Here is a 22953-nt window from a genome sequence, read left to right on the forward strand (position 1 = left end):
TAGATTTTGAGAACGAGCCAGGCTGGAACTGTGACACCCTTCGGACGTGTGATCTCTGTGCGCGGCTCGCAGGCCCGGGTTGGGCTGCTGGCGGGCGGCCAGATGCAACTTTCGGAAATGCGAGCGACCGTCGGCCGGTTCGTCAGTATCCGCTGCGCGAGCTCGGTCATTGTCGCTATGATCACCGAAGTGACGTGCGAGAACCTGCCGGCGTCCGACGAATACATGGCGACCGCCTCGGTCGACCTGCTGGGCGAGATCCTGGGCGGCGACCGCCCGAAATTCCAGCGCGGTGTCACCCACTATCCGACCATCGGCGACAGCACCGATCTGATCACGAACCAGGAGCTGCGCACGGTCTATGCGCCGAGCGGCTCGGACCAGATCAATGTCGGCACGCTGCAGCAGGATCGTTCTGTCATCGCCTATGTCGACGTCGAGGAGATGCTGTCCAAGCACTTCGCGGTGCTCGGCTCGACCGGCGTCGGCAAGTCGACCGGCGTGTCGCTGCTGCTCAACGAGATCCTGAAGTCGCGGCCGAACCTGCGCATCTTCCTGCTCGACGTGCACAACGAATATGGCCGCTGCTTCGGCGAGCGCGCCCAGGTGCTCAACCCGCGGAACCTGAAGCTGCCGTTCTGGCTGTTCAACTTCGAAGAGATCGTCGACGTGCTGTTCGGCGGCCGGCCCGGCGTGCCCGAGGAGCTCGACATTCTCGCCGAAGTGATCCCGATGGCGAAGGGCATCTACACCCAGTACCAGAACTCCGACCGGGTCGGTCTCGGGCTGAAGCGCATCGACCCCAAGCAGGTCGGCTACACCGTCGATACGCCGGTGCCCTATCGCCTCGTCGACCTGATCTCGCTGATCGACGAGCGCATGGGCAAGCTGGAGAACCGCTCTTCGCGCATCATCTATCACAAGCTGATCTCGCGCATCGACGCGGTGCGCAACGATCCGCGCTACGCCTTCATGTTCGACAATGCCAATGTCGGCGGCGATACAATGGCCGAGGTGATCAGCCATCTGTTCCGCCTGCCCGCCAACGGCAAGCCGATGACGATCATGCAGCTCGCCGGCTTCCCCGCCGAAGTCGTCGATTCCGTGGTGTCGGTGCTGTGCCGCATGGCGTTCGATTTCGGGCTGTGGAGCGACGGCGTCTCGCCGATGCTGTTCGTCTGCGAGGAAGCGCACCGCTACGCCTCGGCCGACCGCAATATCGGCTTCGGGCCGACCCGCAAGGCGGTGTCGCGCATCGCCAAGGAAGGCCGCAAATACGGCGTCTATCTCGGCCTGATCACCCAGCGTCCGGCCGAGCTCGACGCGACCATCATCTCTCAGTGCAACACGCTGTTCACGATGCGCCTCGCCAACGACCGCGACCAGGCGCTGCTACGCTCCGCGGTCTCGGATGCCGCCGCCAACCTGCTGTCCTTCGTGCCCTCGCTCGGCACCCGCGAGGTGCTGGCGTTCGGCGAAGGCGTGGCGCTGCCGACCCGGCTGCGCTTCAAGGAGGTGCCGCCGCACCAGCTGCCGCGCGGCGAGGCCACCATCGCCACGGTACCGTCGGTCACCGCCGGCCATGACATGCATTTCGTCAGCGCCGTGCTGGAGCGCTGGCGCGGCGCCACCTCGCATCGCGATAGCCCGAGCGGCGACGCCAACTTCAACTCTCCGGCGCCGGCGCGCACCATGGCGCCAGCCGAGGCGCCGATGCTGCAGCCCTCGCTCGGCCTCGATCCGGACCGCTTCTCGCTGCTGAAGAAGCCGCTGCGTTAGCCGAATTCCGCCAAGGCGCCGATGCGCCTTGCGCCCAAGGCGTCATCCACTATGGTCTCGCGTGACGCCGCATCCAGGCGGCACGCCGGAACCATCTCATGACGCAGCCGACCGCAAAACGCTTCCCGACGCCCGCTCTCGACAAGCTCCCCGAGGACATCCGCGCCCGCATCCTGGCGGTGCAGGAGAAATCCGGCTTCGTGCCGAACGTCTTCCTCACCTTGGCCTATCGCCCCGACGAGTTTCGCGCCTTCTTCGCCTATCACGACGCGCTGATGGAAAAGGACTCCGGCCTCTCGAAGGCCGAGCGCGAGATGATCGTGGTGGCGACCAGCGCCGCCAACCAGTGCCAGTATTGCGTGATCGCCCACGGCGCGATCCTGCGCATCCGCGCCAAGAATCCGGAGATCGCCGACCAGATCGCGGTCAACTACCGCAAGGCCGACATCACGCCGCGGCAGCGCGCGATGCTCGACTTCGCCATGAAGGTGAGCCGCGCCGCTGAGGAAGTCTCGGAGGCGGACTTCGCCACGCTTGCGGCCCACGGCTTCAGCGACGACGACGTCTGGGACATCGCCGCGGTTGCGGCATTCTTCGCGCTGTCGAACCGGCTCGCCAACGTCACCGGCATGCGGCCGAACAGCGAGTTCTACATGCTCGGCCGGCAGCCGAAATAGAGGACGCCTTGGCGGACTGGAGCGAGATCGTCCTGCGTCTCGGCGCGGCCACCCTTGCCGGTTGCGCGATCGGGCTCGACCGTGACCTGCGCGGCAAGCCGATCGGCCTGAAGACGCTGGGTCTCGTCAGCCTTTCGACGGCCATGGTCGTGCTGTTGGCATTGCAGGCCGTCGAGCCCGGCAAATTCACCGACGCGGTGAGCCGCGTGATCCAGGGCGTGCTGACCGGCATCGGATTCCTCGGCGCCGGCGTGATCGTGCGGCAGGGCGACCGCTTCCAGGTCCGCGGCCTGACCAGCGCCGCATGCGCTTTCTTCGCCGCTTGCGTCGGCATCGTCTGCGGCGCCGGACATTGGCCGATCGTCGTCACCGCCGTCGCGCTGGCGTTCCTGCTGTTGACCTTCGGCAAGCGGACCGAGCGGTGGCTGCACCACTTGCTCGGCGGCAGGGAGGATCAACACGGGCCGGCGGTCGCGGCAGATCAGTCGTCAGATGCCGGCCCGCACCAGCCGGGCAAATAGACCGCGTCCTTGCTGCGGCCGAGCGCCAGTCCCTTCTCCAGCGCCTTGGCGAAATTGTTCTCCACCGTCTTGCGCGGGATGTGGCGGCGCAGGAAATCGGCCCACAGGAATTCGCTGAACGGCGTCGTGTCCTTGGCAAAGCCGCCCGCCCGGCGCATCTCGCCGGCGAGGCTGCGGAACGGATCGTCCCTGAGGTCCTTGATCGATTTCGGAATGTCTTTGAAGTGGCGGCGCTCGCCCTTGGAATCGTAGGGATAGACCCAGCGCTTGTTGTCCATCACGCCCCAGAACACGTCACGCTCGACCATCGTGAGATCGCCGATCACCGTGACCAGGATGTCCTTGACGCCCTCGTCGTGCAGCGCCCGCGCCATGTGATGGTGATCGACCACGTAGTAGCGATCGTCGGGACCATGGACTACCGGGATCATGTGCTTGCCCAGCAGTTCGGCGCGCTTCTTGTCCGACTTGTGCTCGCGCCAGCGCTTCCGCTTCTCCGTCACCTCCTGCATGCCGACCGTCATCTGGGTCGGCCGCAGCGACAGGATCGGGACCGGTTTGACGTAAGGCTCGCGCGTGTGGGCCATGATTTATGCTCCCTTTTGACCGGCATTCCGGAACGGGTTCCACTATGTCATGAGCCCGCAGGCGGGTGAAAGAGTCCGGTGTGCCGGAATGGCTTCACGAAGCGGTGGGGGCCGATGGCCGGATGGTCCGCTCTCGGCTGTCGATGCTCCCGGGCTGTCAATGCCCGGGCTGCCAATGCCCGGGCGCGCAGCCTCAACCTCCGTGACGGCGTTGCAGCGCAAACTGTGCATGCGCGAAGGTCGAACGAGCGTGTCGACATCGGCTTGGTCATCGCAATGCCGAGCATCCCGCGCTCCGCAGCAGCCGCCTCGACGGCAAGCCAGTTCCTGGAGGTGATCGACGCATGAATACCACCTCTGCGCGCACCAAGATTTTAGGTGTGAAGTGCAGCGAACATGCTAAACATAACCGGCGACGCGACCGGACTGACAAACAGTGAAGACGCAGCGGCCAATCTCCTCGGATGCCGAGCACGTGGTGCTCAAATTCCGGCCGCGTACCTCGGCGCAGCCGCCCGGCAAGCGCGAGGAGCCGCACCGAACGACGCGCCCGGCTTCCGTTGCCAACGATCTCTCTCGCTATGAGAAGCCGCGCGAGGAGCCCGACGATTTCCGCCAGCGCATGCTCGCCAACATCGCCGCCTTCGCCTTCACGGTGGCGCTCACCGCGATCGGCATCTGGCTTGCCATGAGCATCGCCGATTTGCGCAAGACCCAGGATTGCGTGCTGATGGGTCGCCGGGATTGCGCGAAGATTACGGTGATGCCGCGCAGCTAGGCTGGCCGGAACCCTGCCCAAAAACCGTCCTTGCGATGCCGGCCAAGCTCCATTGAACTAACGGCCCTGCTCCGATATACGGGCACACGACTCCGGCACCAGCAATCGGGCATTCCGGGGCAACGCGCCCGCCTCCTCTGAGCCGACCCGGAATTACCTTCAATATATCAAAGGCTTAATGATGTCCTCCACATTCGAGCAGATCGCCAACATTATCGCGGAGACCTGCGACATCCCGCGCGACACGATCAAGCCGGAGAGCCACGCGATCGACGATCTGGGGATCGACAGCCTCGACTTCCTCGACATCGCCTTTGCCATCGACAAGGCCTTCGGGATCAAGATGCCGCTCGAAAAGTGGACCCAGGAGGTCAACGACGGCAAGGCCACGACGGAGCAGTATTTCGTGTTGAAGAATCTCGCCGACCGCATCGACGAGCTGGTTGCAGCCAAGAACGCGGGCACGGGCACGGGCTCGTAATCGCCCATCATGCAGCTCGAGATCTTTCAGCTGATTGATCGAATCGTCGACCTCAACCTCGACGCAAGGACCATTGTCGTCGAGGCGGATGTTCCGCCCGACAGCCATTCGGTGTTCGCGGGGCACTTCCCGGGCTACCCGATCATGCCCGGCGTGCTGCTGACCGAAGCAATGGCCCAGAGCTCGGGCTGGCTGATCCTTGGTCTGACCAAGTTCGAGCGCATGCCCTTCCTCGCCATGGTCAAGGAAGCCAAGATGCGCGGCTTCGTCAGCCCCGGCTCGGTCCTGACCATCGAGGCCAAGATCGAGCACGAAGGTTCAGGCTTCGCCGTGACCTCGGCGAAGGTTCGCGTCGGCAAGGAGCTCAAGTGCAATGCCGAGCTGACCTTCCGTCACATCCCCTTCCCCAGCCCGGACTTGCGCGTGCACATGGATGCGATGGCCGCCAAGATCGGGTTTCCGCAGCAGGCAATGAGTAATGGCTGAGAAGGAAGTCTGGATCACCGGCGTAGGCCTGCTCTCCTCGCTTGGCGAGGGACTGGATGCGCATTGGGAGGCGCTCGGCGCCCGGCGCGTCAATGCCGACGAGAAGCGTCTCGCGCCATACGTCATCCATCCGATCGCTCCCGTCAGCTTCGACGCCCAGATCCCGAAGAAGGGCGATCAGCGTCAGATGGAAACGTGGCAGCGGATCGGCACCTATGCCGCCGGGCTGGCGCTCGATTCCGCCGGCGTCAAAGGCAATCAGGAAATCCTGTCGCGGATGGACATGATCATCGCAGCCGGTGGCGGCGAGCGTGACCTCACTGTCGACCTCGCGATCATGAACGCCGACGCACAGGGCAAGTTGCCGCCAGCCCTCCTCAACGAGAAGCTGATGAACGAGCTGCGCCCGACGCTGTTCCTGGCGCAGCTCTCCAACCTGCTCGCCGGCAACATCGCGATCGTTCACGGCGTGTGCGGGACCTCGCGCACCTTCATGGGCGAGGAAGCCTCGAGCATCGACGCGGCACGGATCGCGGTCGCGCGCATTGGGGCCGGCCAGAGTGACATCGCCTTGGTCGGCGCCGCTCATAACGGCGATCGCGGCGACCTCTTGATGCTCTATGCATTCGGCGATCTCGCCCTCAAGGACCAGCATAGCTCGGTCTGGGCCCGCAGGAACAACCCGGGCTTTGCCATCGGCTCCGCCGGCGCCTTCCTCGTGATGGAATCGCGCGAACATGCCGAGGCCCGCGGCGCAAAGCCGTACGCCAAGCTGACCAAGGTTGTCGCCGACCTTGCCCGACGCAAGGAGCCGGGCGCCGTGACGAAATCGCTGCAGGCGTTGTGGCCGCAGCTCGGCGTCAGCGGCGACAACGGTATCCTGATCACGGGCGCGACCGGCGCCGAGCCTGCGACCGCCGAAGAGCGCGCATTCCTCAGCCAGCATGCCGGCTTAGCCGTCCGCGCCACCGGAACGACCTTTGGCCACACCATGGAGGCGCAGTTCCCGCTTGGGCTCGCGCTGGCCGCGTTGTCAATCTCGCGCGGCGCGCTCTATCCGGCCAACGACCCGACCGGGCTGGAGGTTGAAAAGACCGAAGCACCAACCCAAATTGTGGTGTTGGGGGTCGGCCACTGGCAGGGCGAAGGCATGGCACTGGTCGAGGCCGTCAGTTAGAGCATGGTCCGGAAAATTGTTTCCGAACATCATGCTCGAACAAACAACTAGGGTGCGATGAAGCTCATCGCGCTCTAAGTCCGGCGCAAGCACCGACGGGGAAACCATGACAGCACCACGCGATAAATTCGGCCGACCGATCGTCGTCGTGACCGGCATGGGAATCGTGACGTCGCTCGGCGGCGGCAAGACCGACAATTGGAAGCGCCTCACCGCGGGTGAGTCCGGCATCAAGACGGTGACACGCTTCCCGCTCGACAGTATGAAGACGACGATGGCCGGCGCCGTCGATTTCGTCACCGTCGACCCGTTCTCCTCGACCAGCCTGTCGCAGCGTCTGGCGGAGATCGCGACCGAAGAAGCGCTCGAGCAAGCCGGCATCGGCAGCAAGGGCGACTTTCCCGGCCCGCTGTTTCTGGCAGTCGCCCCGATCGAGACCGAGTGGCCGCAGCGGCTCGAAGTCGCGCGCGAGGTTCCGACCAAGGACTTTGGAATCATCGAATACCTGGCGACCTGCAGTGGCGGGAAGTTCGCGCACTTTCACCGGCGCTTCACCTTCGGCTCCGTCGCGCTCAACCTCGCCGAGACCTTCGGTACTAAAGGGTCCCCGATTTCGCTGTCGACGGCTTGCGCCTCCGGTGCGACCGCGATCCAGCTCGGCGTCGAGGCGATCCGCCGCGGCGAAACCGATGCGACGCTGTGCGTCGCAACCGACGGCTCGGTGAACCCGGAAGCCATGGTGCGCTTCTCGCTGCTGTCGGCTCTCTCCACCCAGAACGACCCGCCGCAGGCCGCCTCGAAACCGTTCTCGAAGAACCGCGACGGCTTCGTGATGGCCGAAGGCGCCGGCGCGCTGGTGCTCGAGAGCTACGAGGCCGCGATGGCCCGCGGCGCGCGCATCCTCGGCGTCGTCGCCGGCTGCGGCGAGCTCACCGATTCCTTCCATCGCACCCGCTCGGCCCCGGACGGCAAGCCGGCGATCGGCTGCGTGCGCAAGACACTCGCCGATGCTGGAATGGAGCCCGAGCAAATCGATCACATCAACGCGCACGGGACCTCGACGCCGGAAAACGACAAGATGGAGTATCTTGCGACGTCTGCCGTGTTTGGCGAACACACCAAAAACATTCCGGTGTCGTCGAACAAGTCGATGGTCGGCCACACCATCTCGGCCGCCGGTGCAGTCGAGGCGATCTTCTCGCTGCTCACGCTCGAGCATCAGCGGATTCCGCCGACGATCAACTACGAGGTGCCTGATCCCGCGATCCCGTTCGACGTGGTCGGCAACAAGGCGCGCGATGCCAAGGTGACCGCCGTGATGTCGAACTCATTCGGGTTCGGCGGGCAGAACGCCTCACTGATCTTGACGCGCGAGCCGGCCTAGCGCCCTCGCCTCATCAGATGAAACGTCTGCTCCTTCGCACCAGGGCGCACCTGCGTGACGCCGCGAAGCCCGTGACCGACGCGGCGATCGGCGGGCTGACGATCGGCCTGCTGCGTACGACGCGCTATTTCGATCCCGAGAAGACCGCAAGGTTCTTCGGCCGCGCCGCCCATTTCATCGGCCGCCGGCTGCGCGAGGATCGCATCGGCCGCGAGAACCTCAAGGCCGCCTTCCCGGAAAAGTCACCGGAGGAGATCGAGGAGATCCTGACGGGCGTCTGGCACAACCTCGGACGCATCGGCGCTGAATTCGCGCACATCGACCGCATCTGGGACCACGATCCCCAGAATCCCGACAAGCCGGGTCGCGTCGAATTCTCGGCGCGCAGCAAGCAGCTGTTCGATCAGTTGCGTGACGACGGCAAGCCGGCACTGTTCTTCGCCGCACATCTCGGCAACTGGGAGCTCTCTCCAATTGCCGCCGCAGCGCATGGGCTCGACGCCACCATCCTGTTTCGCCGGCCGAACATCGAAGCCGCCGACCGCGCCATCGAACGCATCCGCGCGGTCAATCTGGGCACGCTGGTGCCGGCCGGCCGTGACGCGCCGCTCAAGCTGGCGCAGGCGCTGAAGAACGGCCAGCACGTCGCGATGCTGGTCGATCAGTATTTGACCAACGGCGTTCCCGTCACCTTCTTCGGCCGCAAGACCACGGCGAATCCGCTGCTGGCGCGCCTGCGCCGGCAGATCGATTGCCCCATCCACGGCACGCGGATCATCCGCCTGCCCGACGGCCGCTTCCGCGGCGAGGTCACGGAGGAAGTCAAGCCGGTGTTCGACGCATCCGGCCAGATCGATATCCAGGGCACCATGCAGGCGATCACCGACGTGGTCGAGGGCTGGGTCCGCGAATACCCGGATCAGTGGCTCTGGCTGCACCGGCGCTGGCGGTAGGCTGGCAGCCCTACCTCGTCATTGCGAGGAGCGAAGAGCCTGTCGTCGGGCGCGCGTTCGCGCGATCCGTTGGCTCGCAATGACGAATAGACCTATTTCCCGGTCTTCACCCTCGTCCACAACCGGTTGATGATCCGCTGCGTCGCCGGATCGCGCGCGGTGATCACGAACAGCTTCTTCTGCATCGCTTCGTCGGGATAGATATTCTTGTCGTTGAAGATCTTCGGGTCGATCAGCTTCTGGCTCGCCAGATTGCCATTGGCGTAGGACAGGAAGTTCGAGTTCTTCGCCGCGACCTCGGGACGGTAGAGGTAGTTGATCAGCTCGTAGGCCTCGGCGACATTCTTCGCATCCGCGGGGATCGCGAGATTGTCGAAGAACATCTGCGCGCCCTCCTTCGGGATCGTGTAACCGATCTCGACGCCGGTGTTCGCTTCCGCCGCCCGGCTGCGCGCCTGCATGATGTCGCCCGACCATCCGACCACGAAGCAGATCTCACCCGAGGCCAGCGCGCTGAGATATTCGGACGAGTGGAATTTGCGCACATAGGGCCGGATCTTGATGACGAGATCGGCGGCCTTCTCGAGGTCGGCCTGCTTGGTCGAGTTCGGATCGAGGCCGAGATAGCTCAGCGCCGCCGGCAGGATGTCGTCGGCGGAATCCAGCATGTGGATGCCGCAATCCTTGAACTTGGCGAGGTTCTCCGGCTTGAACACCATGTCCCAGCTGTCGATCTTCGCGTCGGGACCGAGAATCTTCTGCGCGATCTTGACGTTGTAGCCTATGCCGGTGGTGCCCCACATGTAGTTGGCGCCGTAGCTATTGCCGGGATCGTAAGTCGCAAGTTGGCTCGTCACCACGGGCCATGCATTGGCGAGGTTCGGCAGCTTCGACTTGTCGAGCTTGAGGAACACCTTCGCGGTGATCTGGCGCTGCAGGAAGTAGCCGGTCGGCACCACGACGTCGTAGCCCGACTTGCCGGCGAGCAGCCGCGTCTCCAGCGTCTCGTTGGCGTCGAACGTATCGTACACGACCTTGATGCCGGTTTCATTGGTGAAGTCCTCGAGGACTCCCGGCGCCATGTAGTTCGACCAGTTGTAGAAGTTGACCGTGCGCTCCTCGGCGTCGGCGGACGCCGAGAGCAGCAGGACCGTCGCGACCGCGCCGACGAAGCTGACGAGACGACGGTTCTGTTCTCGCATTCTGGCTTACCTCTTGCGGCGGTGGACAGCGTCCGACAACCGCTCCAACGCGGCGTCGAGCGTCGAGTCTTTCTTGGCGAAACAAAAGCGCACGACCGACGTCACCGCATCCTGCTCGTAGAACGCCGACACCGGGATCGCCGCGACCTTGTAGTCCTGCACGATCCGCCAGCAGAACTCGGCATCGGTCTCGTTGAGCCCGAGCGGCGACAGGTCCACGGTGAGGAAGTAGGTCCCCTGCGACTTCAGCACCGGAAAGCCGATGCTCTCCAATCCCTTGGTCAGGCGGTCACGGCTCCGCGCCATGTCCTTGCGCATGTCGAGGAAATAGTCGTCGGGCTTGCCGAGGCCAAATGCCACCGCCGCCTGCAGATTGGGCGCCGTCGTGAAGGTGAGGAACTGGTGCACCTTCGCAGCGACGCGCAGCAGCGGTGGCGCGGCGCAGACGAAGCCGATCTTCCATCCGGTCAGCGAGAAGATCTTGCCGGCGCTGCCGACCTTGATGGTGCGGTCGCGCATGCCCGGGATCGTGATCAGCGGGATGTGCTCGCGGCCGTCGAACACCACGTGTTCCCAGACCTCGTCGCAGATCGCAACCGCGTCGAATTCCTGGCAGAACCGCGCCAACAGTTCGAGGTCCTCGCGCGGATAGACCACCGCCGCCGGATTGAGCGGATTGTTGAACAGCACCGCCTTGGTCTTGTGGTTGAAGACGCTGCGCAGCATCTCCTCGCTCAGCCGCCACTCCGGCGGTTCGAGCCGCAGCAGCCGCGGAATGCCGCCGGCCTGGCGGATGATCGGCAGATAGGAATCATAGACCGGCTGGAAGCACACCACCTCGTCACCGGGCTCGACCACGGAGAGGATCGAGGCGGTCAGCGCCTCGGTGCCGCCGGAGGTGACCATCACCTCGGTCATCGGATCGAGCTTGAGTCCGTGCCAGTGGCCGTAATGCGATGCGATCGCCTGACGGAGTTCCGGGATGCCCATCATCGACGGATATTGATTGTAGCCGTTGATCGAGGCGTCCGCGGCGGCGCGGCGGATGTCCTCCGGACCGGGATCGTCGGGAAAGCCCTGGCCGAGATTGATGGCGTTGTTGTCGCGCGCGGCCTGCGACATCGCCTCGAAGATGGTGACAGGAAGGTCCGCGAAGACCTTGTTCATGGAGGTCATGTCAGGGATCAGCCGCCGGTCTTGGTCGGCAGTCCCGCCGCCTTCCAGCCGATGATGCCGCCCGCCAGGTGCTTGTCGTAGGGCAGGCCCGCGGCCTGGGCGGCCAGCGAAGCCGTCACCGAGCGCTTGCCGGAGCGGCAGGCGAACACCACCTGCTTGCCCTGCGGATCGGGAATCGCCGCCGGATCGAACGTCGACAGCGGCACTACGACGCCATCGGGATAGGCCTCGACGGCGACCTCGTTGGGCTCGCGGACGTCGACCAGCAGATAGCGGCCTTCCGCTATGCCCTTCGACACCTCGTCCGGAAACAAATCTTCCACCTTGTGGTCCGCCACGGAAATATCCTCCCGATATCAGCTTGGCGAGCGTCGCGCGGCCCGCCGTTCCGGGCCGCAAAGTCGCCTCTTGCGCAGAGAAAATCAAGCGTCCGAAACGGGTTAGATGACTCGCAGGATGTGACTGGCAGGACCGCTAGATCGTGACCTGCGTGCCGACCTCGACCACCCGCCCGGTCGGGATCTGGAAATAGTCGGTGGCGTCGTTCGAGGAGCGGCTCAGCGCGATGAACAGATGGTCCTGCCAGCTCGGCATGCCCGAATGCGCCGCCGGCTTCAGCGCACGGCGGGACAGGAAGAACGAGGTCGACATGATGTCGAACTGCCAGCCGAGCTTGCGGGCGATCGCCAGCGTCTTCGGCACGTTCGGCTGTTCCATGAAGCCGAACTTCAGCGTCACCTTGGAGAAGGTCTCGCTCAGCTGCTCCATCCGCACCCGCTCGGACGGATCGATCCGCGGCGTCGGCGCCGTCTCGATGGTCAGGATGACGTTCTTCTCGTGCAGCACCTTGTAGTGCTTGAGGCTGTGCATCAGCGCGGTCGGCGCGCTGACGGGGTCGCTGGTCAGGAACACCGCGGTGCCGGTGACACGCTGCGGCGGCCGCTTCTCCAACATCGCGACGAGCTCGGCGAGCGGGAATTCCAGCTTGCGCGACTTCTCGAACAACAGCCGGCTGCCGCGCCGCCAAGTGTACATCACCACGATCATGGCGCCGCCAAGCGCGAGTGGCACCCAGCCGCCCTCGAACACCTTGAGCAGGTTGGCGGCCAGGAAGGTGATGTCCAGGAACAGGAAGGGCGCGACCAGCGCGGCGGCCGCGATCGGCGACCAGCGCCAGACCTTCCAGATCACGACAAAGCCCATCATCGCCGTCACCACCATGGTGCCGGTCACCGAGATGCCGTAAGCCGACGCCAGTGCGCTCGACGAGCGGAACATCAGCACCAGCACGATGACCGCGATGAACAGGAAACGGTTGATGCGCGGCATGTAGATCTGCCCGGAATGCGCCTCCGAGGTGTGGCGGATCTCGAACCGCGGCAACAGGCCGAGCTGGATCGCCTGCCGCGTCAGCGAATACGCGCCGGTGATGACGGCCTGGCTCGCGATCACGGTCGCCATGGTCGCCAGCGCAACCATCGGGATCAAGGCCCAGTCCGGGAACATGAGGAAGAACGGGTTCTCGATGCCCTTGGGATTGCCGATCAGGAGCGCGCCCTGCCCCAGATAGTTCAGCGCCAGCGACGGCAGCACGATGAACAGCCACGCGGTCTGGATCGGGCGTTTGCCGAAATGGCCGAGGTCGGCATAGAGCGCCTCGGCGCCAGTCACCGCGAGGAAGACCGCACCGAGCGTGATGAAGCCGATCACGCCGTGATGCAGCATGAACGACACCGCGAGAATCGGATTGAGCGCGTATAGCACTTCGGGATGCCGCGCGATCTGCGGCAGCGCCGCGACCGCGATCAGGGCGAACCATACGCACATCACCGGGCCGAAGAAGGCCGCGACGCGCGCGGTGCCGCGCGACTGCACCGCGAACAGGACGACAAGGATCACCACCGTGAGCGGCACGACATAGGGATCGAATGTCGAGGTGACGAGCTTGATGCCCTCGATTGCCGACAGCACCGAGAGCGCCGGCGTGATGACGGCGTCGCCATAGAACAGCGCGCCGCTGATGATGCCGAGCAGCACGATCGCGGCGCCGCCCTTGGTCGCCGCGCGCTGCGCCAGCGCCATCAGCGCCAGCGTGCCGCCCTCGCCATTGTTGTCCGCGCGCAGCAGGATCACGACGTATTTCAGCGTGACGACGACGATCAAAGCCCAGAGGATCAGCGAGAGCACGCCGAGCACCGCATGCGCCGTCACCGCGCCCTCGCCGCCGGCGGCGGCAACGACGGCCTCGCGCAAGGCGTAAAGCGGGCTGGTGCCGATGTCGCCATAGACGACACCGATGCTGCCGAGCATCAGGGCCTTGAAGGTGGCGGTTGAATGCGCCTCACCATTGCCGTTTGCCGCCGGCGTTTCCGCCGCGGTGATCGCACTCTCGGATGACATGGGGAAGCTGTGCCTCTGTCTTCTGCCGCACCGCACAATGCCGGGTCGCAGCGCTATACTCCCGGCAGGAATGCATAGGTTAGCCCGGATTCAGGCCTCCGCCATGCACATCACGCATGGGTCACGGCCGATCAATGTCAGAATCCTGCGCCCGGTCAGATAGTTACCTGGGTACCCACTTCAACCACCCGGCCGGTCGGGATCTGGAAATAGTCGGTGGCATCATTGGCGGACCGGCTCATCGCGATGAACAGGTGGTCCTGCCATTGCGGCATGCCGGACTGGGCCGACGGCTTCAGCGAGCGGCGCGACACGAAGAACGAGGTCGACATGATGTCGAACTGCCAGCCGAGCTTGCGCGCGACCGCCAGCGCCTTGGGCACGTTCGGCGATTCCATGTAGCCGAAGCGCAGCCGCACCGCGGTGAACTTGTCGCTCACCTTCTCCATGTTGACGCGCTCGGATAGATCGACGCGCGGCGTCGGTGCGGTCTCGATGGTCAGGATCACGTTGTGCTCGTGCAGCACCTTGTTGTGCTTGAGATTGTGCAGCAACGCGGTCGGCACGAAGCTCGGATCGCTGGTCAGGAACACCGCGGTGCCCTTGACGATATGCGGCGGCCGCTTCTCCAGACTGTGGATCAGGTCGCGCAGCGGCACCTCGATGCGTCGGGTCTTGGCGACCAGGATGGCGGCGCCGCGGCGCCAGGTCCAGATCATCGTCGCCATCACGACGCCGAACAGCAGCGGCACCCACGCGCCCTCGAACAGCTTCAGGAGATTGGCGCTGAAGAAGGTCATGTCGACGATCACGAACGGCAGGATCAATGCCGCCGCCGACGCCATGCGCCAGTTCCACAGCTTCCAGATCACGATGAAGCCCATGATGCCGTCGGCGACCATCGTGGTGGAGACGGCGATGCCATAGGCCGACGCCAGCCCGCTCGAGGTGCGGAATAGCAGCACCAGCAGCAGCACGCCGATCAGCAGCAGCCGGTTGACGCGCGGCAGATAGATCTGACCGGCATGGGTCTCCGAGGTGTAGCGAACCTCGAAGCGCGGCAAGAGCCCGAGCTGCACCGCCTGGCTGATCAGCGAATAGGCGCCGGTGATGACCGCCTGGCTTGCAATCACCGTCGCGGCGGTGGCTAGCCCGACCAGGGGCAGCAGCAGCACGTCGGGCACCATGCGGTAGAACGAGTTCTCGATCGCGCTGGGATCGGACAGCACAAGCGCGCCCTGCCCGAAATAGTTCAGCAGCAGCGACGGCAGCACGAAGAACAGCCAGCCGGACTGGATCGGCTTGCGGCCGAAATGCCCGAGATCGGCATACAGCGCCTCGCCGCCGGTCACCGCGAGGAATACCGCGCCCAGCGTCACCAGGCCGATGGTGCCGTGGGTCAGCATGAACTGGAGCGCGTAATAGGGATTGATCGCCGCCAGCACCGACGGGTCGTCCATGATGTGAACGAGCCCCATCACCGCCAGCGAGGCGAACCACACCACCATCACCGGACCGAAGGCGGAAGCGACGCGCGCGGTGCCAGAACTCTGCACAGAGAACAGCACGACCAGGATCAGGATCGTCAGCGGCACCACATAGTGCTCGAGATGCGGGGTGGCCAGCTTGAGGCCTTCGACCGCCGACAGCACCGAGATCGCCGGCGTGATCATGGAATCGCCGATGAACATCGAGGCGCCGACCACGCCGAGCGCGAGCAGCGGCCAGCTGCGCCGACCGATCGCGCGCTGGCCGAGCGCCATCAGCGAGAGCGTGCCGCCCTCGCCATTGTTGTCGGCGCGCAGCAGCAACAGCACGTATTTCGCGGTGACGACGGTGAACAGCGCCCACAGGATCAGGCTGAGCACGCCCAGCACCATGATGCGGGTGACCGGTTGGCCGTGCGCGGCGCCGCCGACCGCCTCACGGAATGCGTAGAGCGGCGAAGTTCCGATATCGCCGAACACCACCCCGATGCTGCCGAGTGTCAGGGCCCAGAAGCTGGAGGTCGGTTGTCCTTCCTGAGCTTCGGTAGATGAGACGCTGACAGCCATGGCGAGGTTGGAACGCTCGATCGGTTGATTTGATCCGCGCGGCTATCGACGCTTCCGCATCGCGTGTCAACCGCGCAACAATGGTAGTTGACGGTAGTATGGTAACCCAGAGCTACGGCTTCAGATCCGGCGGCAGCGGCGGATTTTCCCGCATCAACGTGATGGTCACGCGACGGTTGGCCGGCAGCGTCGGATCGTCGGGAAACAGCGGCTGGCCGTCGGCCTTGCCTGAAACCGCGAAAATATGCGACGGCGGCAGCCCTTCCCGCTCCAGGATCTGCCGCACCGCGTTGGCGCGGTCCGCGGACAGGTCGAAGCCGTCATAATCGCTGCGCGCCGGCACGAAGCCTGCGGCCGTATGCCCCACGATCGCAACCCGCAGCGGCGTCGCCTTCAGCGGCGCGGCCAGCTTCTGGATCAGCCGGCGGGTGCGGTCATACGGCTCCCTGGAGCCGTCGGCGAACATCGAGCGGCCATCCTGGTCGACGATCTCGAGATTGAGCCCCTCCTTGGTCTCCTCGAACATGATGTTCTTGGAGATCTCGGTCAGCTCCGGCATGTCCTGCAGCGCCTGGCGAAGTGAGGCCGAGGCGAGAGCGAATTCGCGGTCTATCTTCAGCCGCGCGCCGTTGATCTGGCTGCGCTCCTTCTCGTCCGGCGTCGGATTGGCGGAGGACTCTTCCGGCGAGATGTGCTCGACGTTCTTCAGTTTCGGCCGGGTCGGCAGGCCGTCGGACTCGACGATGCCGGAATAGCGCACATTGGTCTGCACGCCGAACGCATCGCGCATCGAGCCGGCGACGATCTTCAGCTTGTTGTTGTCCATGGTGGAGAACGCGACGAGCATCACGAAGAAGCTCATCATCAGGCCCATCAAATCGGCGAAGGTCACGAACCAGCCGTGACCTCCGGTATGGGCGTCGCCGCGCTTTTTCTTGGCCATCGCTGCGTTTCCCGAAAGCGCGGTCCGGTCAGGCCGGAACCGGCTCGCCTTCCTCCTGGCGATGCTTCTCCGGCAGATAGGCCAGCAGCATCTCGCGCACCAGCGCCGGGCTCTTGGAGTCGCGGATCATCAGGATGCCGTCGATGATCAGCGTGCGGTTGGTCTCCTCGTCGAGCAGCTTGCCATGCAACTTGTCGGCAATCGGCAGGCAGAACAAATTGGCGACCAGCGCGCCGTACAGCGTCGCGAGCAGCGCGGTCGCCATGAACGGGCCGAGCTTGGAGGGGTCGGTCATGTTGGCGAACATCTGCACCATGCCGATCAGCGTGCCGATCATGCCGAACGCCGGAGCGCAGTCGCCGATCGCGCGATAGATCTTGCTGCCCTCGTCGAGGTGCATCAGGAAGTTGTCGCGGTCGCGCTCCATGTTGTCGCGGATGAATTCGAGGTCGTAACCGTCGGCGACGTAACGGATGCCCTTGGCGAGGAACGGCTCGTCGGTCTCGACCTTTTCCAGGCCGACCGGCCCCTGCTTGCGGGCGATCTCGGCGATGCGGGCGAGCTCGTCGACGAGGTCGCGGGCCGACAGCCGGCTCATCGTGAAGGCGAATTTGGCGCCGAGCGGCAGCCCATGCAGCATCACGCCCAGCGGGAAGCGGATCATCGTCGCCGCGATCGAGCCGCCGAAGATGATGATCATGGCGTGTTCGGAGATGAACATGTGCAGGTCGCCGCCCATGAACATCATCACCGCGATGACGATGATGCCAGCCAACAGCCCGGCGCCAGTCATGATATCCATAGGAGACTCCAACGCGTACGCAACCTGCCCGTCCTGGACGGCGCGCAGCCCAAGGCGGGCCGCGTGGAAAACCCTAACGTTAACGCCATTAAGGACGCGTTACCGAATTTGGTAGGGATAACAACGGGTAAACGCCGGTCTTTTCGCGATGTCGTTGAAGATGCTGGCTTTCCGCATGCGAGCCTGCCGTCGCATGCGCAAATCCCCTCCCCGTAGAACAACGGACATGGGATAGGTTTGCCGGAAGCGTATTCGCGCGAACTGGCTACCGGCTCGCGTGAAGAAGACGCGTCAACACAAGAATCCGGGGTCCCATTCCGATTCAATCGGAGCGGAAAAGGCTCTCGAGGAAACCAACCAATGAGCAGGACAGGATGAAGGCCGTCGTCGTCGAGCAATACGCGCCCATCGATCAGATCGGGCTGAGGGAGATCGCCACCCCCGAACCCGGCCCCGGACAGATCCGAGTCCAGGTCCACGCCGCGAGCATCGGCTTCGTCGATGGGCTGAAGGTCGAGGGCCGCTACCAAACCAAGGATGCCCTGCCCTTCACGCCGGGCGCGGAATTCGCCGGCGTGGTCGATGCGGTCGCAGGCGACGTCGCCGGCATCGCGCCGGGCATGCGGGTGATGGGCGCGGCGCGCTCGGGCGCGCTGGCCGAGCACATCGTGGTGCCACGCGACGCCGTCGAGATCATGCCCGACGGACTGTCGATGGAGGCCGCCGCGGCCTTTCGCACCAATTACCTCACCGCGCTCTATGCGCTCGGCGAGCGCGGCTCGCTCAAGGCCGGCGAGCAGTTGCTGGTGCTCGGCGCCGCCGGCGGCACCGGCATCGCCGCCATTCAAGTCGGCAAGCTGCTCGGCGCGCGCGTCGTCGCCGCGGCCTCGACGGAGGAGAAGCGCAACTTCGCCGCAAGCTTCGGTGCCGACGCTGTCGTCGACTACACGAAGCCCGACTGGCGCGACGCGCTGAAGGACGCGACCGGCGGCCACGGCGCCGACGTGATCTTCGATCCGGTCGGCGGCGAGGTCTCGCTGCAGGCGTTCCGCTCGATCGCCTGGAACGGCCGCCATGTCGTGGTCGGCTTCGCGGCCGGCAGCATTCCCGCATTGCCGTTCAATCTGCCGCTCCTGAAAGGCGGCCTCCTGATCGGCGTCGATGCCGCCCAGATCGCGCGGCGCGAGCCCGAGGCGCAGGCGCGCGTGATGACGCAATTGTCGGCATGGCTGAACGATGGCCGACTGACGCCTGTTGTCGGTAAGGTGTTCGCATTCGACGATTTTCGCGCGGCCTTCACCACCATGCAGACCCGTGCGGCGCTCGGCAAGATGGTGGTGCGGATCGGGTCGTGAGAGAGGCAGCGCTATCGCCTCATCCTCGCTGTCGTCCCTGCGAAAAGCAGGGACCCATACGCCGCGGCGGATGTTGTGAACAAAGCTGGTCATTCCAGCGAAGCACACCAATCAGCGCTTGTGGTTATGGGTCCCTGCTTTTCGCAGGGACGACACTGAATGTCGCAAGCCAAGCTTGCCTTGAGGGTCAGAAAAATACGCGACCCTCGCCAAGGTTCGCGAAAATTATCACAGGTTATTGTTACGCGGTTCTGTGCCGCCTTAGCGTTGCGGAGTACGGCATTCGGGGACGAAAAATGCAGGACATGCTGACGCATCTCGAAAAGCTTCGCCGCGACGCGGCGGAATGTGCGTTGATCCGAGACCTGGCGACTGACATGCGCAAGCGCGAGTTGTTCAGCAAGCTCGCCGAACATCTCACGGCCCTTGCCGCCGAGGTGGAGGAAACCATCAACGCAGCCCGCAAGGAGGACCAAGTCATTTAGCGAGGCCTACGTCGAGCGTTCGAAAGTATCGACACTTGTCGTGACGGCTCGCCACCAGTTCACGGGCTTCAGGGCCGCCGCTTCGCCCTCGCGGACCGCGACCAGCGCCTCGTCCGACATGACAATTTGCCGGATGGAACAAACGTCGCAACGGCGCATTGTCATTTCACCCATCGGTTGACAGGTAATATGCCGCCAGTATCGGTAGACGTGCCGATGCTGTAGCATTGCTGGTTCGCCGAGGAGCCTATTCGCCGCAATGTGTTGTATTTCAGGATTCTTTGTCGTGGCACTTTTTGCACATCGAGCATCGAGCATCACGTCGCGATCGCGCGGGCGGATTACCACCAAAGAGGCGCGATGAAGACCGACAAGGCCATCTGGTACGTCTCGTTCGCCATGCGAAATCCTGACGCCGGACATCACCGCTTCGCGCGCCAGACCCGTACCTTCACGACCGAGCAGGACGCCAAGGCGTTTGCGCGCACGCTGCTCGTTCAGACGCAGGACGTCAGCGCCGGAACGATCAATCCGCACGCACCGCGACGCGTGATCGCACCGGCCGCGATCACGGCCTGGGCCGGCGACAGCTGAGGCTTCGCCGCCGTTGCTTCCTACAGGAAGCGCGAGGGCGCAAACGGGGCGAGCGGAATCTCCGGCGCCTTGCCGCTCAGGAGTTGCGCGACCAGCCGGCCGGTCCGGGCCGATCCGACCAGGCCGACATGGCCGTGGCCGAAGGCGTAGACCACATCGCGCGTGGCACGGGCATAACCGATGCAGGGGCGCCCGTCCGGCATGCTCGGCCGATGGCCGAACCAGGTCTTGATCCGCGATGGCGGAATATCCGTCGGCAGCTTCGGGAACATATTGAAGAGGTGCTTGCGCAGGATTTCGGCGCGCTTCCAGTTCGGCGCGGCGTCAAGCCCCGCGATCTCCACCGTGCCGGCGGCGCGCAGGCCCTTATCGGTCCAGTTGACGACCATCTTGGCATCGGAGGCCATCATCGAATTGCGCGGGCCGGATTCCGCATTTTCGATCATGACGTGATAGCCGCGCTCGGTCTCCAGCGGCAGCGGATCGCCGATCGAGGCGGTCAATTGCCTGGAGCGCGCGCCCGCGGCGACGACGGCGGCGTCGCAGGCAATCTCGCCGCTCTCGGTGATCACAGCGACAAGCCTGTCACCGGCGAGCCTGAGGCCCGTTGCCTTGGCGGCGACGCGTTCGGCGCCGTTCGCGACGGCGTGCGCGGCAAGCGCCGCGACATAGGCGCCGGGATCGCGGCAGCGGCCCGCCTCCTCCACCACGACGCCGAATTTGTAGCGCGGATGCAGATCGGGCTCGCGCTGGCGCATCTCGTCTTCATCGAGCTCCAGCCATTCGATGCCGACGCGCTTGCGGATGCGCCAGCCGAGATCGCGGTCGAACGGCGCGCGTGAGGGAAACACATGCATCACCCCGCGCCGCTCGATCAATTCGCCCACGCCGGCTTCCTCGGCGAGTTGCCGGTGCAGCAGCGGTGCATCCTTCAGGAGATCGCGCATCGCCCGCGCGGTGGCCTCGACCTGCGCCTCGGTCCGGCTCGACAGCAGATACTTGACCAGCCACGGCAAGGCCTTCGGCAGATACGACCAGCGGATCGCCAGCGGCCCGAGCGGATCCATCAGATAGCCCGGCACCTTCTTCCAGGTGCCCGGCTCGGCCGGCGGGATCACCGAATGCGACGACAGCCAACCGGCATTGCCGTAGCTCGCCGCCTGGGTGCCGCCGGGCTCGCCCGGATCGATCAAGGTTACGCTGTGGCCCGCACGCAGCGCCTCGATGGCGCTGATGACGCCGACCGCGCCGGCCCCGATGATCGCGACGTGACGGGACTTTTGTTTGGGCATGATCTCCTCGGAAAACCGCTTCGCATTTTTCCGGATCATGCCCTAGCGCGTGGCCTGCGGCGCAAAATCCTTGCCGACCGACAGCGCACGCTGATCGACCAGGCAGTGCAGGATCGCGGGCTTGCCGGAGGCCAGCGCGCGCTCGAACGCGGGCGCGAAGTCTTCGGTGCGCTCGACCCGCTCGCCATGGCCGCCGAACGCCTTGGCGTAAAGCGCGAAGTCCGGGTTCTTGAGCTGGGTGCCGACGACGCGGCCCGGATAGTCGCGCTCCTGATGCATGCGGATGGTGCCGTATTGCGCGTTGTCGATGACGACGACGATCAGCGGCGCGTCATACTGCACGGCGGTGGCGAACTCCTGCCCGTTCATCAGGAAGCAGCCGTCGCCGGCGAACGCCACGACGACCCGGTCCGGATGATGCCGCTTGGCCATCACAGCCGCCGGCACGCCGTAGCCCATCGAGCCCGAGGTCGGCGCGAGCTGCGCGGCGAAAGCGTGGAAGCGATGGTGGCGGTGAATCCAGCCGGCATAATTGCCGGCGCCGTTGCAGACGATGGCATCCTTCGGCAGGCGATCGCGCAGCCAGGTCACGACCTCGCCATACTGGAAGCTGCCCGGCAGCTCGCGCGGCTTGTCGGTCCAGGCGAGGTAATCCGCGTGCGCCTTGGCCGCCTCGCCCTTCCAGGCCGGCACTGCCGCCGGCATCATGGTCTCGACCGCGGCGGCAAAGGCCGCAGGCGTCGCCTGGATCGCCAGCGCCGGCTGGTAGACACGGCCGAGCTCCTCGGCGCCGGGATGGACATGGATCAGTTTCTGGCTCGGCACCGGAATGTCGAGCAGCGTGTAGGACGAGGACGGCATTTCCGACATGCGGCCGCCGATCAGGAGGATGACGTCGGCGCCGGTGATGCGATCCCTGAGCTTCGGACTCGGGCCGATGCCAAGATCGCCGGCATAATGCGAGTGGTCGGCGTCGAACAGCGAGGCGCGGCGGAACGAGGTGGCAACCGGCAGGTCGAAGCGCTCGGCGAAGCGCGCAATGCCCTTGGCGGCCTCCGCGGTCCAGGCCGAGCCACCGAGCACCACGATCGGCGCCTTGGCGCCGGCGAGCATGCTGCCGAGGCGCTCGAGATCGGCCGGCGCAGGCCAGGTCGCCGCAGGCTCGACCTTCGGCGCGTCGGCGACCGCGGCGGTTTCAGTCAGCATGTTCTCCGGCAGCGAGATCACCACCGGACCGGGCCGGCCCTGCAGCGCGACGCGGAAGGCGCGCGCGACCAGTTCCGGAATGCGATCCGGACGATCGATCTCGACCGCCCATTTCGCCATCGTGCCGAACACCGCCTTGTAGTCGAGTTCCTGGAATGCCTCGCGCTCGCGCATGCCGGTGTCGACCTGGCCGACGAACAGGATCATCGGGGTGGAGTCCTGCATCGCGATGTGCACGCCATGGGCGGCATTGGTCGAGCCCGGACCGCGGGTGACAAAGCAGATGCCCGGACGTCCCGTGAGCTTGCCATAGGCCTCCGCCATCATCGCGGCCCCGCCCTCGGCGCGGCAGATCACGACGTCGATCGCGCTGTCGTGCAAGGCGTCGAGCGCCGCCAGATAGCTCTCGCCCGGCACGCAGGTGACGCGCTCCACCCCTTGCGCGACCAGCTGGTCGATCAGGATCTGGCCTCCGGTGCGGGCATTGCTTTTGGTCATGAGGGCTCCCTGCAAGTACTGGCGCGCGTTTGAGCTTCGCGCGGATCGTGGTCCCACGGGGTATGATAGACGGAAATAGGGTGCAAGGCCGAAGCTGCGTCTCCCGCGCGCAGCGGCGCCAAG

22 protein-coding genes are annotated in these 22953 nt (G+C 65.1%); 12 read left to right on the plus strand and 10 right to left on the minus strand.

Going from position 1 to position 22953, the window contains the following annotated elements; translation table 11 throughout:
• The first annotated feature begins 30 nt into the window (after nucleotides 1–30).
• The 3 genes from J2R76_RS10890 (at nucleotide 31) to J2R76_RS10900 (ending at nucleotide 2977) form a co-directional block, all read left to right on the plus strand.
• Nucleotides 31–1779: an ATP-binding protein gene (locus tag J2R76_RS10890; protein WP_137479616.1), complete on the plus strand. Its 1749-nt coding sequence runs from the start codon at nucleotides 31–33 to the stop codon at nucleotides 1777–1779.
• A 98-nt stretch (nucleotides 1780–1877) separates the two neighbouring features.
• On the plus strand, nucleotides 1878–2456 hold the full coding sequence (locus tag J2R76_RS10895) for a peroxidase-related enzyme (protein WP_076826497.1): 579 nt from the start codon (nucleotides 1878–1880) through the stop codon (nucleotides 2454–2456).
• Nucleotides 2457–2464: 8 nt separating this feature from the next.
• The gene (locus J2R76_RS10900) at nucleotides 2465–2977 is read left to right on the plus strand and encodes an MgtC/SapB family protein (protein WP_057019712.1); all 513 of its coding nucleotides are present in this window, start codon (nucleotides 2465–2467) and stop codon (nucleotides 2975–2977) included.
• Here the strand turns inward: J2R76_RS10900 and J2R76_RS10905 are convergent.
• Entirely contained in the window at nucleotides 2938–3564 is a 627-nt protein-coding gene (locus J2R76_RS10905) for a ParB-like protein (RefSeq protein ID WP_057019711.1), read from the minus strand. The genes J2R76_RS10900 and J2R76_RS10905 overlap by 40 nt on opposite strands.
• A 436-nt stretch (nucleotides 3565–4000) precedes the next feature.
• On the opposite strand from J2R76_RS10905, the gene J2R76_RS10910 reads away from it, so the two are divergent.
• The 6 genes from J2R76_RS10910 (at nucleotide 4001) to J2R76_RS10935 (ending at nucleotide 8823) form a co-directional block, all read left to right on the plus strand.
• The gene (locus J2R76_RS10910; RefSeq protein WP_057019710.1) at nucleotides 4001–4342 is read left to right on the plus strand and encodes a hypothetical protein; all 342 of its coding nucleotides are present in this window, start codon (nucleotides 4001–4003) and stop codon (nucleotides 4340–4342) included.
• A 181-nt stretch (nucleotides 4343–4523) separates the two neighbouring features.
• Nucleotides 4524–4823 (plus strand): acyl carrier protein, encoded by a 300-nt coding sequence (locus tag J2R76_RS10915; protein WP_024582229.1) that lies wholly within the window; start codon nucleotides 4524–4526, stop codon nucleotides 4821–4823.
• Nucleotides 4824–4832: 9 nt separating this feature from the next.
• Nucleotides 4833–5309: a 3-hydroxyacyl-ACP dehydratase FabZ family protein gene (locus tag J2R76_RS10920; protein ID WP_057019709.1), complete on the plus strand. Its 477-nt coding sequence runs from the start codon at nucleotides 4833–4835 to the stop codon at nucleotides 5307–5309.
• Complete coding sequence (locus tag J2R76_RS10925; protein WP_057019708.1) at nucleotides 5302–6486, plus strand: beta-ketoacyl-ACP synthase; 1185 nt, start codon at nucleotides 5302–5304, stop codon at nucleotides 6484–6486. Before J2R76_RS10920 ends, J2R76_RS10925 begins: the two co-directional genes overlap by 8 nt.
• A 106-nt stretch (nucleotides 6487–6592) precedes the next feature.
• Nucleotides 6593–7870, plus strand: coding sequence for a beta-ketoacyl-ACP synthase (locus J2R76_RS10930; RefSeq protein ID WP_028344597.1), 1278 nt, complete (start codon nucleotides 6593–6595; stop codon nucleotides 7868–7870).
• Nucleotides 7871–7887: 17 nt separating this feature from the next.
• Nucleotides 7888–8823, plus strand: a complete 936-nt coding sequence (locus tag J2R76_RS10935) for a lipid A biosynthesis lauroyl acyltransferase (RefSeq protein ID WP_057019707.1) — start codon at nucleotides 7888–7890, stop codon at nucleotides 8821–8823.
• 92 nt (nucleotides 8824–8915) lie between these two features.
• On the opposite strand, the gene J2R76_RS10940 is transcribed toward J2R76_RS10935, so the two are convergent.
• The 7 genes from J2R76_RS10940 to J2R76_RS10970 form a co-directional block, all read right to left on the minus strand.
• Nucleotides 8916–10025: a polyamine ABC transporter substrate-binding protein gene (locus J2R76_RS10940; RefSeq protein ID WP_057019706.1), complete on the minus strand. Its 1110-nt coding sequence runs from the start codon at nucleotides 10023–10025 to the stop codon at nucleotides 8916–8918.
• A 6-nt stretch (nucleotides 10026–10031) separates the two neighbouring features.
• Complete coding sequence (locus tag J2R76_RS10945; RefSeq protein WP_057019705.1) at nucleotides 10032–11201, minus strand: aminotransferase; 1170 nt, start codon at nucleotides 11199–11201, stop codon at nucleotides 10032–10034.
• Nucleotides 11202–11209: 8 nt separating this feature from the next.
• The gene (locus tag J2R76_RS10950; RefSeq protein WP_016848419.1) at nucleotides 11210–11539 is read right to left on the minus strand and encodes a rhodanese-like domain-containing protein; all 330 of its coding nucleotides are present in this window, start codon (nucleotides 11537–11539) and stop codon (nucleotides 11210–11212) included.
• Between the two features lie 136 nt (nucleotides 11540–11675).
• A complete protein-coding gene (locus tag J2R76_RS10955; protein ID WP_076826495.1) occupies nucleotides 11676–13601 on the minus strand; it encodes a potassium transporter Kup in 1926 nt (641 codons plus the stop codon).
• Nucleotides 13602–13756: 155 nt separating this feature from the next.
• Nucleotides 13757–15655 carry a potassium transporter Kup gene (locus tag J2R76_RS10960; protein ID WP_057019703.1) on the minus strand — a complete coding sequence of 633 codons (1899 nt, stop codon included), beginning with the start codon at nucleotides 15653–15655 and terminating at the stop codon, nucleotides 13757–13759.
• 112 nt (nucleotides 15656–15767) lie between these two features.
• A complete protein-coding gene (locus J2R76_RS10965; protein ID WP_028334286.1) occupies nucleotides 15768–16598 on the minus strand; it encodes a flagellar motor protein MotB in 831 nt (276 codons plus the stop codon).
• 28 nt (nucleotides 16599–16626) lie between these two features.
• Entirely contained in the window at nucleotides 16627–17400 is a 774-nt protein-coding gene (locus J2R76_RS10970) for a motility protein A (protein ID WP_016848416.1), read from the minus strand.
• A gap of 374 nt (nucleotides 17401–17774) precedes the next feature.
• On the opposite strand from J2R76_RS10970, the gene J2R76_RS10975 reads away from it, so the two are divergent.
• From J2R76_RS10975 to J2R76_RS10985, 3 genes are all read left to right on the plus strand, one after another.
• The gene (locus tag J2R76_RS10975; RefSeq protein WP_076826494.1) at nucleotides 17775–18755 is read left to right on the plus strand and encodes an NADPH:quinone oxidoreductase family protein; all 981 of its coding nucleotides are present in this window, start codon (nucleotides 17775–17777) and stop codon (nucleotides 18753–18755) included.
• 296 nt (nucleotides 18756–19051) lie between these two features.
• Nucleotides 19052–19240 (plus strand): hypothetical protein, encoded by a 189-nt coding sequence (locus J2R76_RS10980; protein WP_016848414.1) that lies wholly within the window; start codon nucleotides 19052–19054, stop codon nucleotides 19238–19240.
• A 360-nt stretch (nucleotides 19241–19600) separates the two neighbouring features.
• Nucleotides 19601–19834, plus strand: a complete 234-nt coding sequence (locus tag J2R76_RS10985; protein WP_057019701.1) for a hypothetical protein — start codon at nucleotides 19601–19603, stop codon at nucleotides 19832–19834.
• A 20-nt stretch (nucleotides 19835–19854) separates the two neighbouring features.
• On the opposite strand, the gene J2R76_RS10990 is transcribed toward J2R76_RS10985, so the two are convergent.
• Nucleotides 19855–21126 (minus strand): FAD-binding oxidoreductase, encoded by a 1272-nt coding sequence (locus tag J2R76_RS10990; protein WP_076826735.1) that lies wholly within the window; start codon nucleotides 21124–21126, stop codon nucleotides 19855–19857.
• Nucleotides 21127–21168: 42 nt separating this feature from the next.
• Nucleotides 21169–22830: a thiamine pyrophosphate-binding protein gene (locus tag J2R76_RS10995; RefSeq protein ID WP_076826490.1), complete on the minus strand. Its 1662-nt coding sequence runs from the start codon at nucleotides 22828–22830 to the stop codon at nucleotides 21169–21171.
• Nucleotides 22831–22953: the final 123 nt, after the last annotated feature.

The sequence above is a fragment of the Bradyrhizobium sp. USDA 4532 genome (genome assembly GCF_024171315.1).
Taxonomy (GTDB): Bacteria; Pseudomonadota; Alphaproteobacteria; order Rhizobiales; family Xanthobacteraceae; genus Bradyrhizobium; species Bradyrhizobium australafricanum.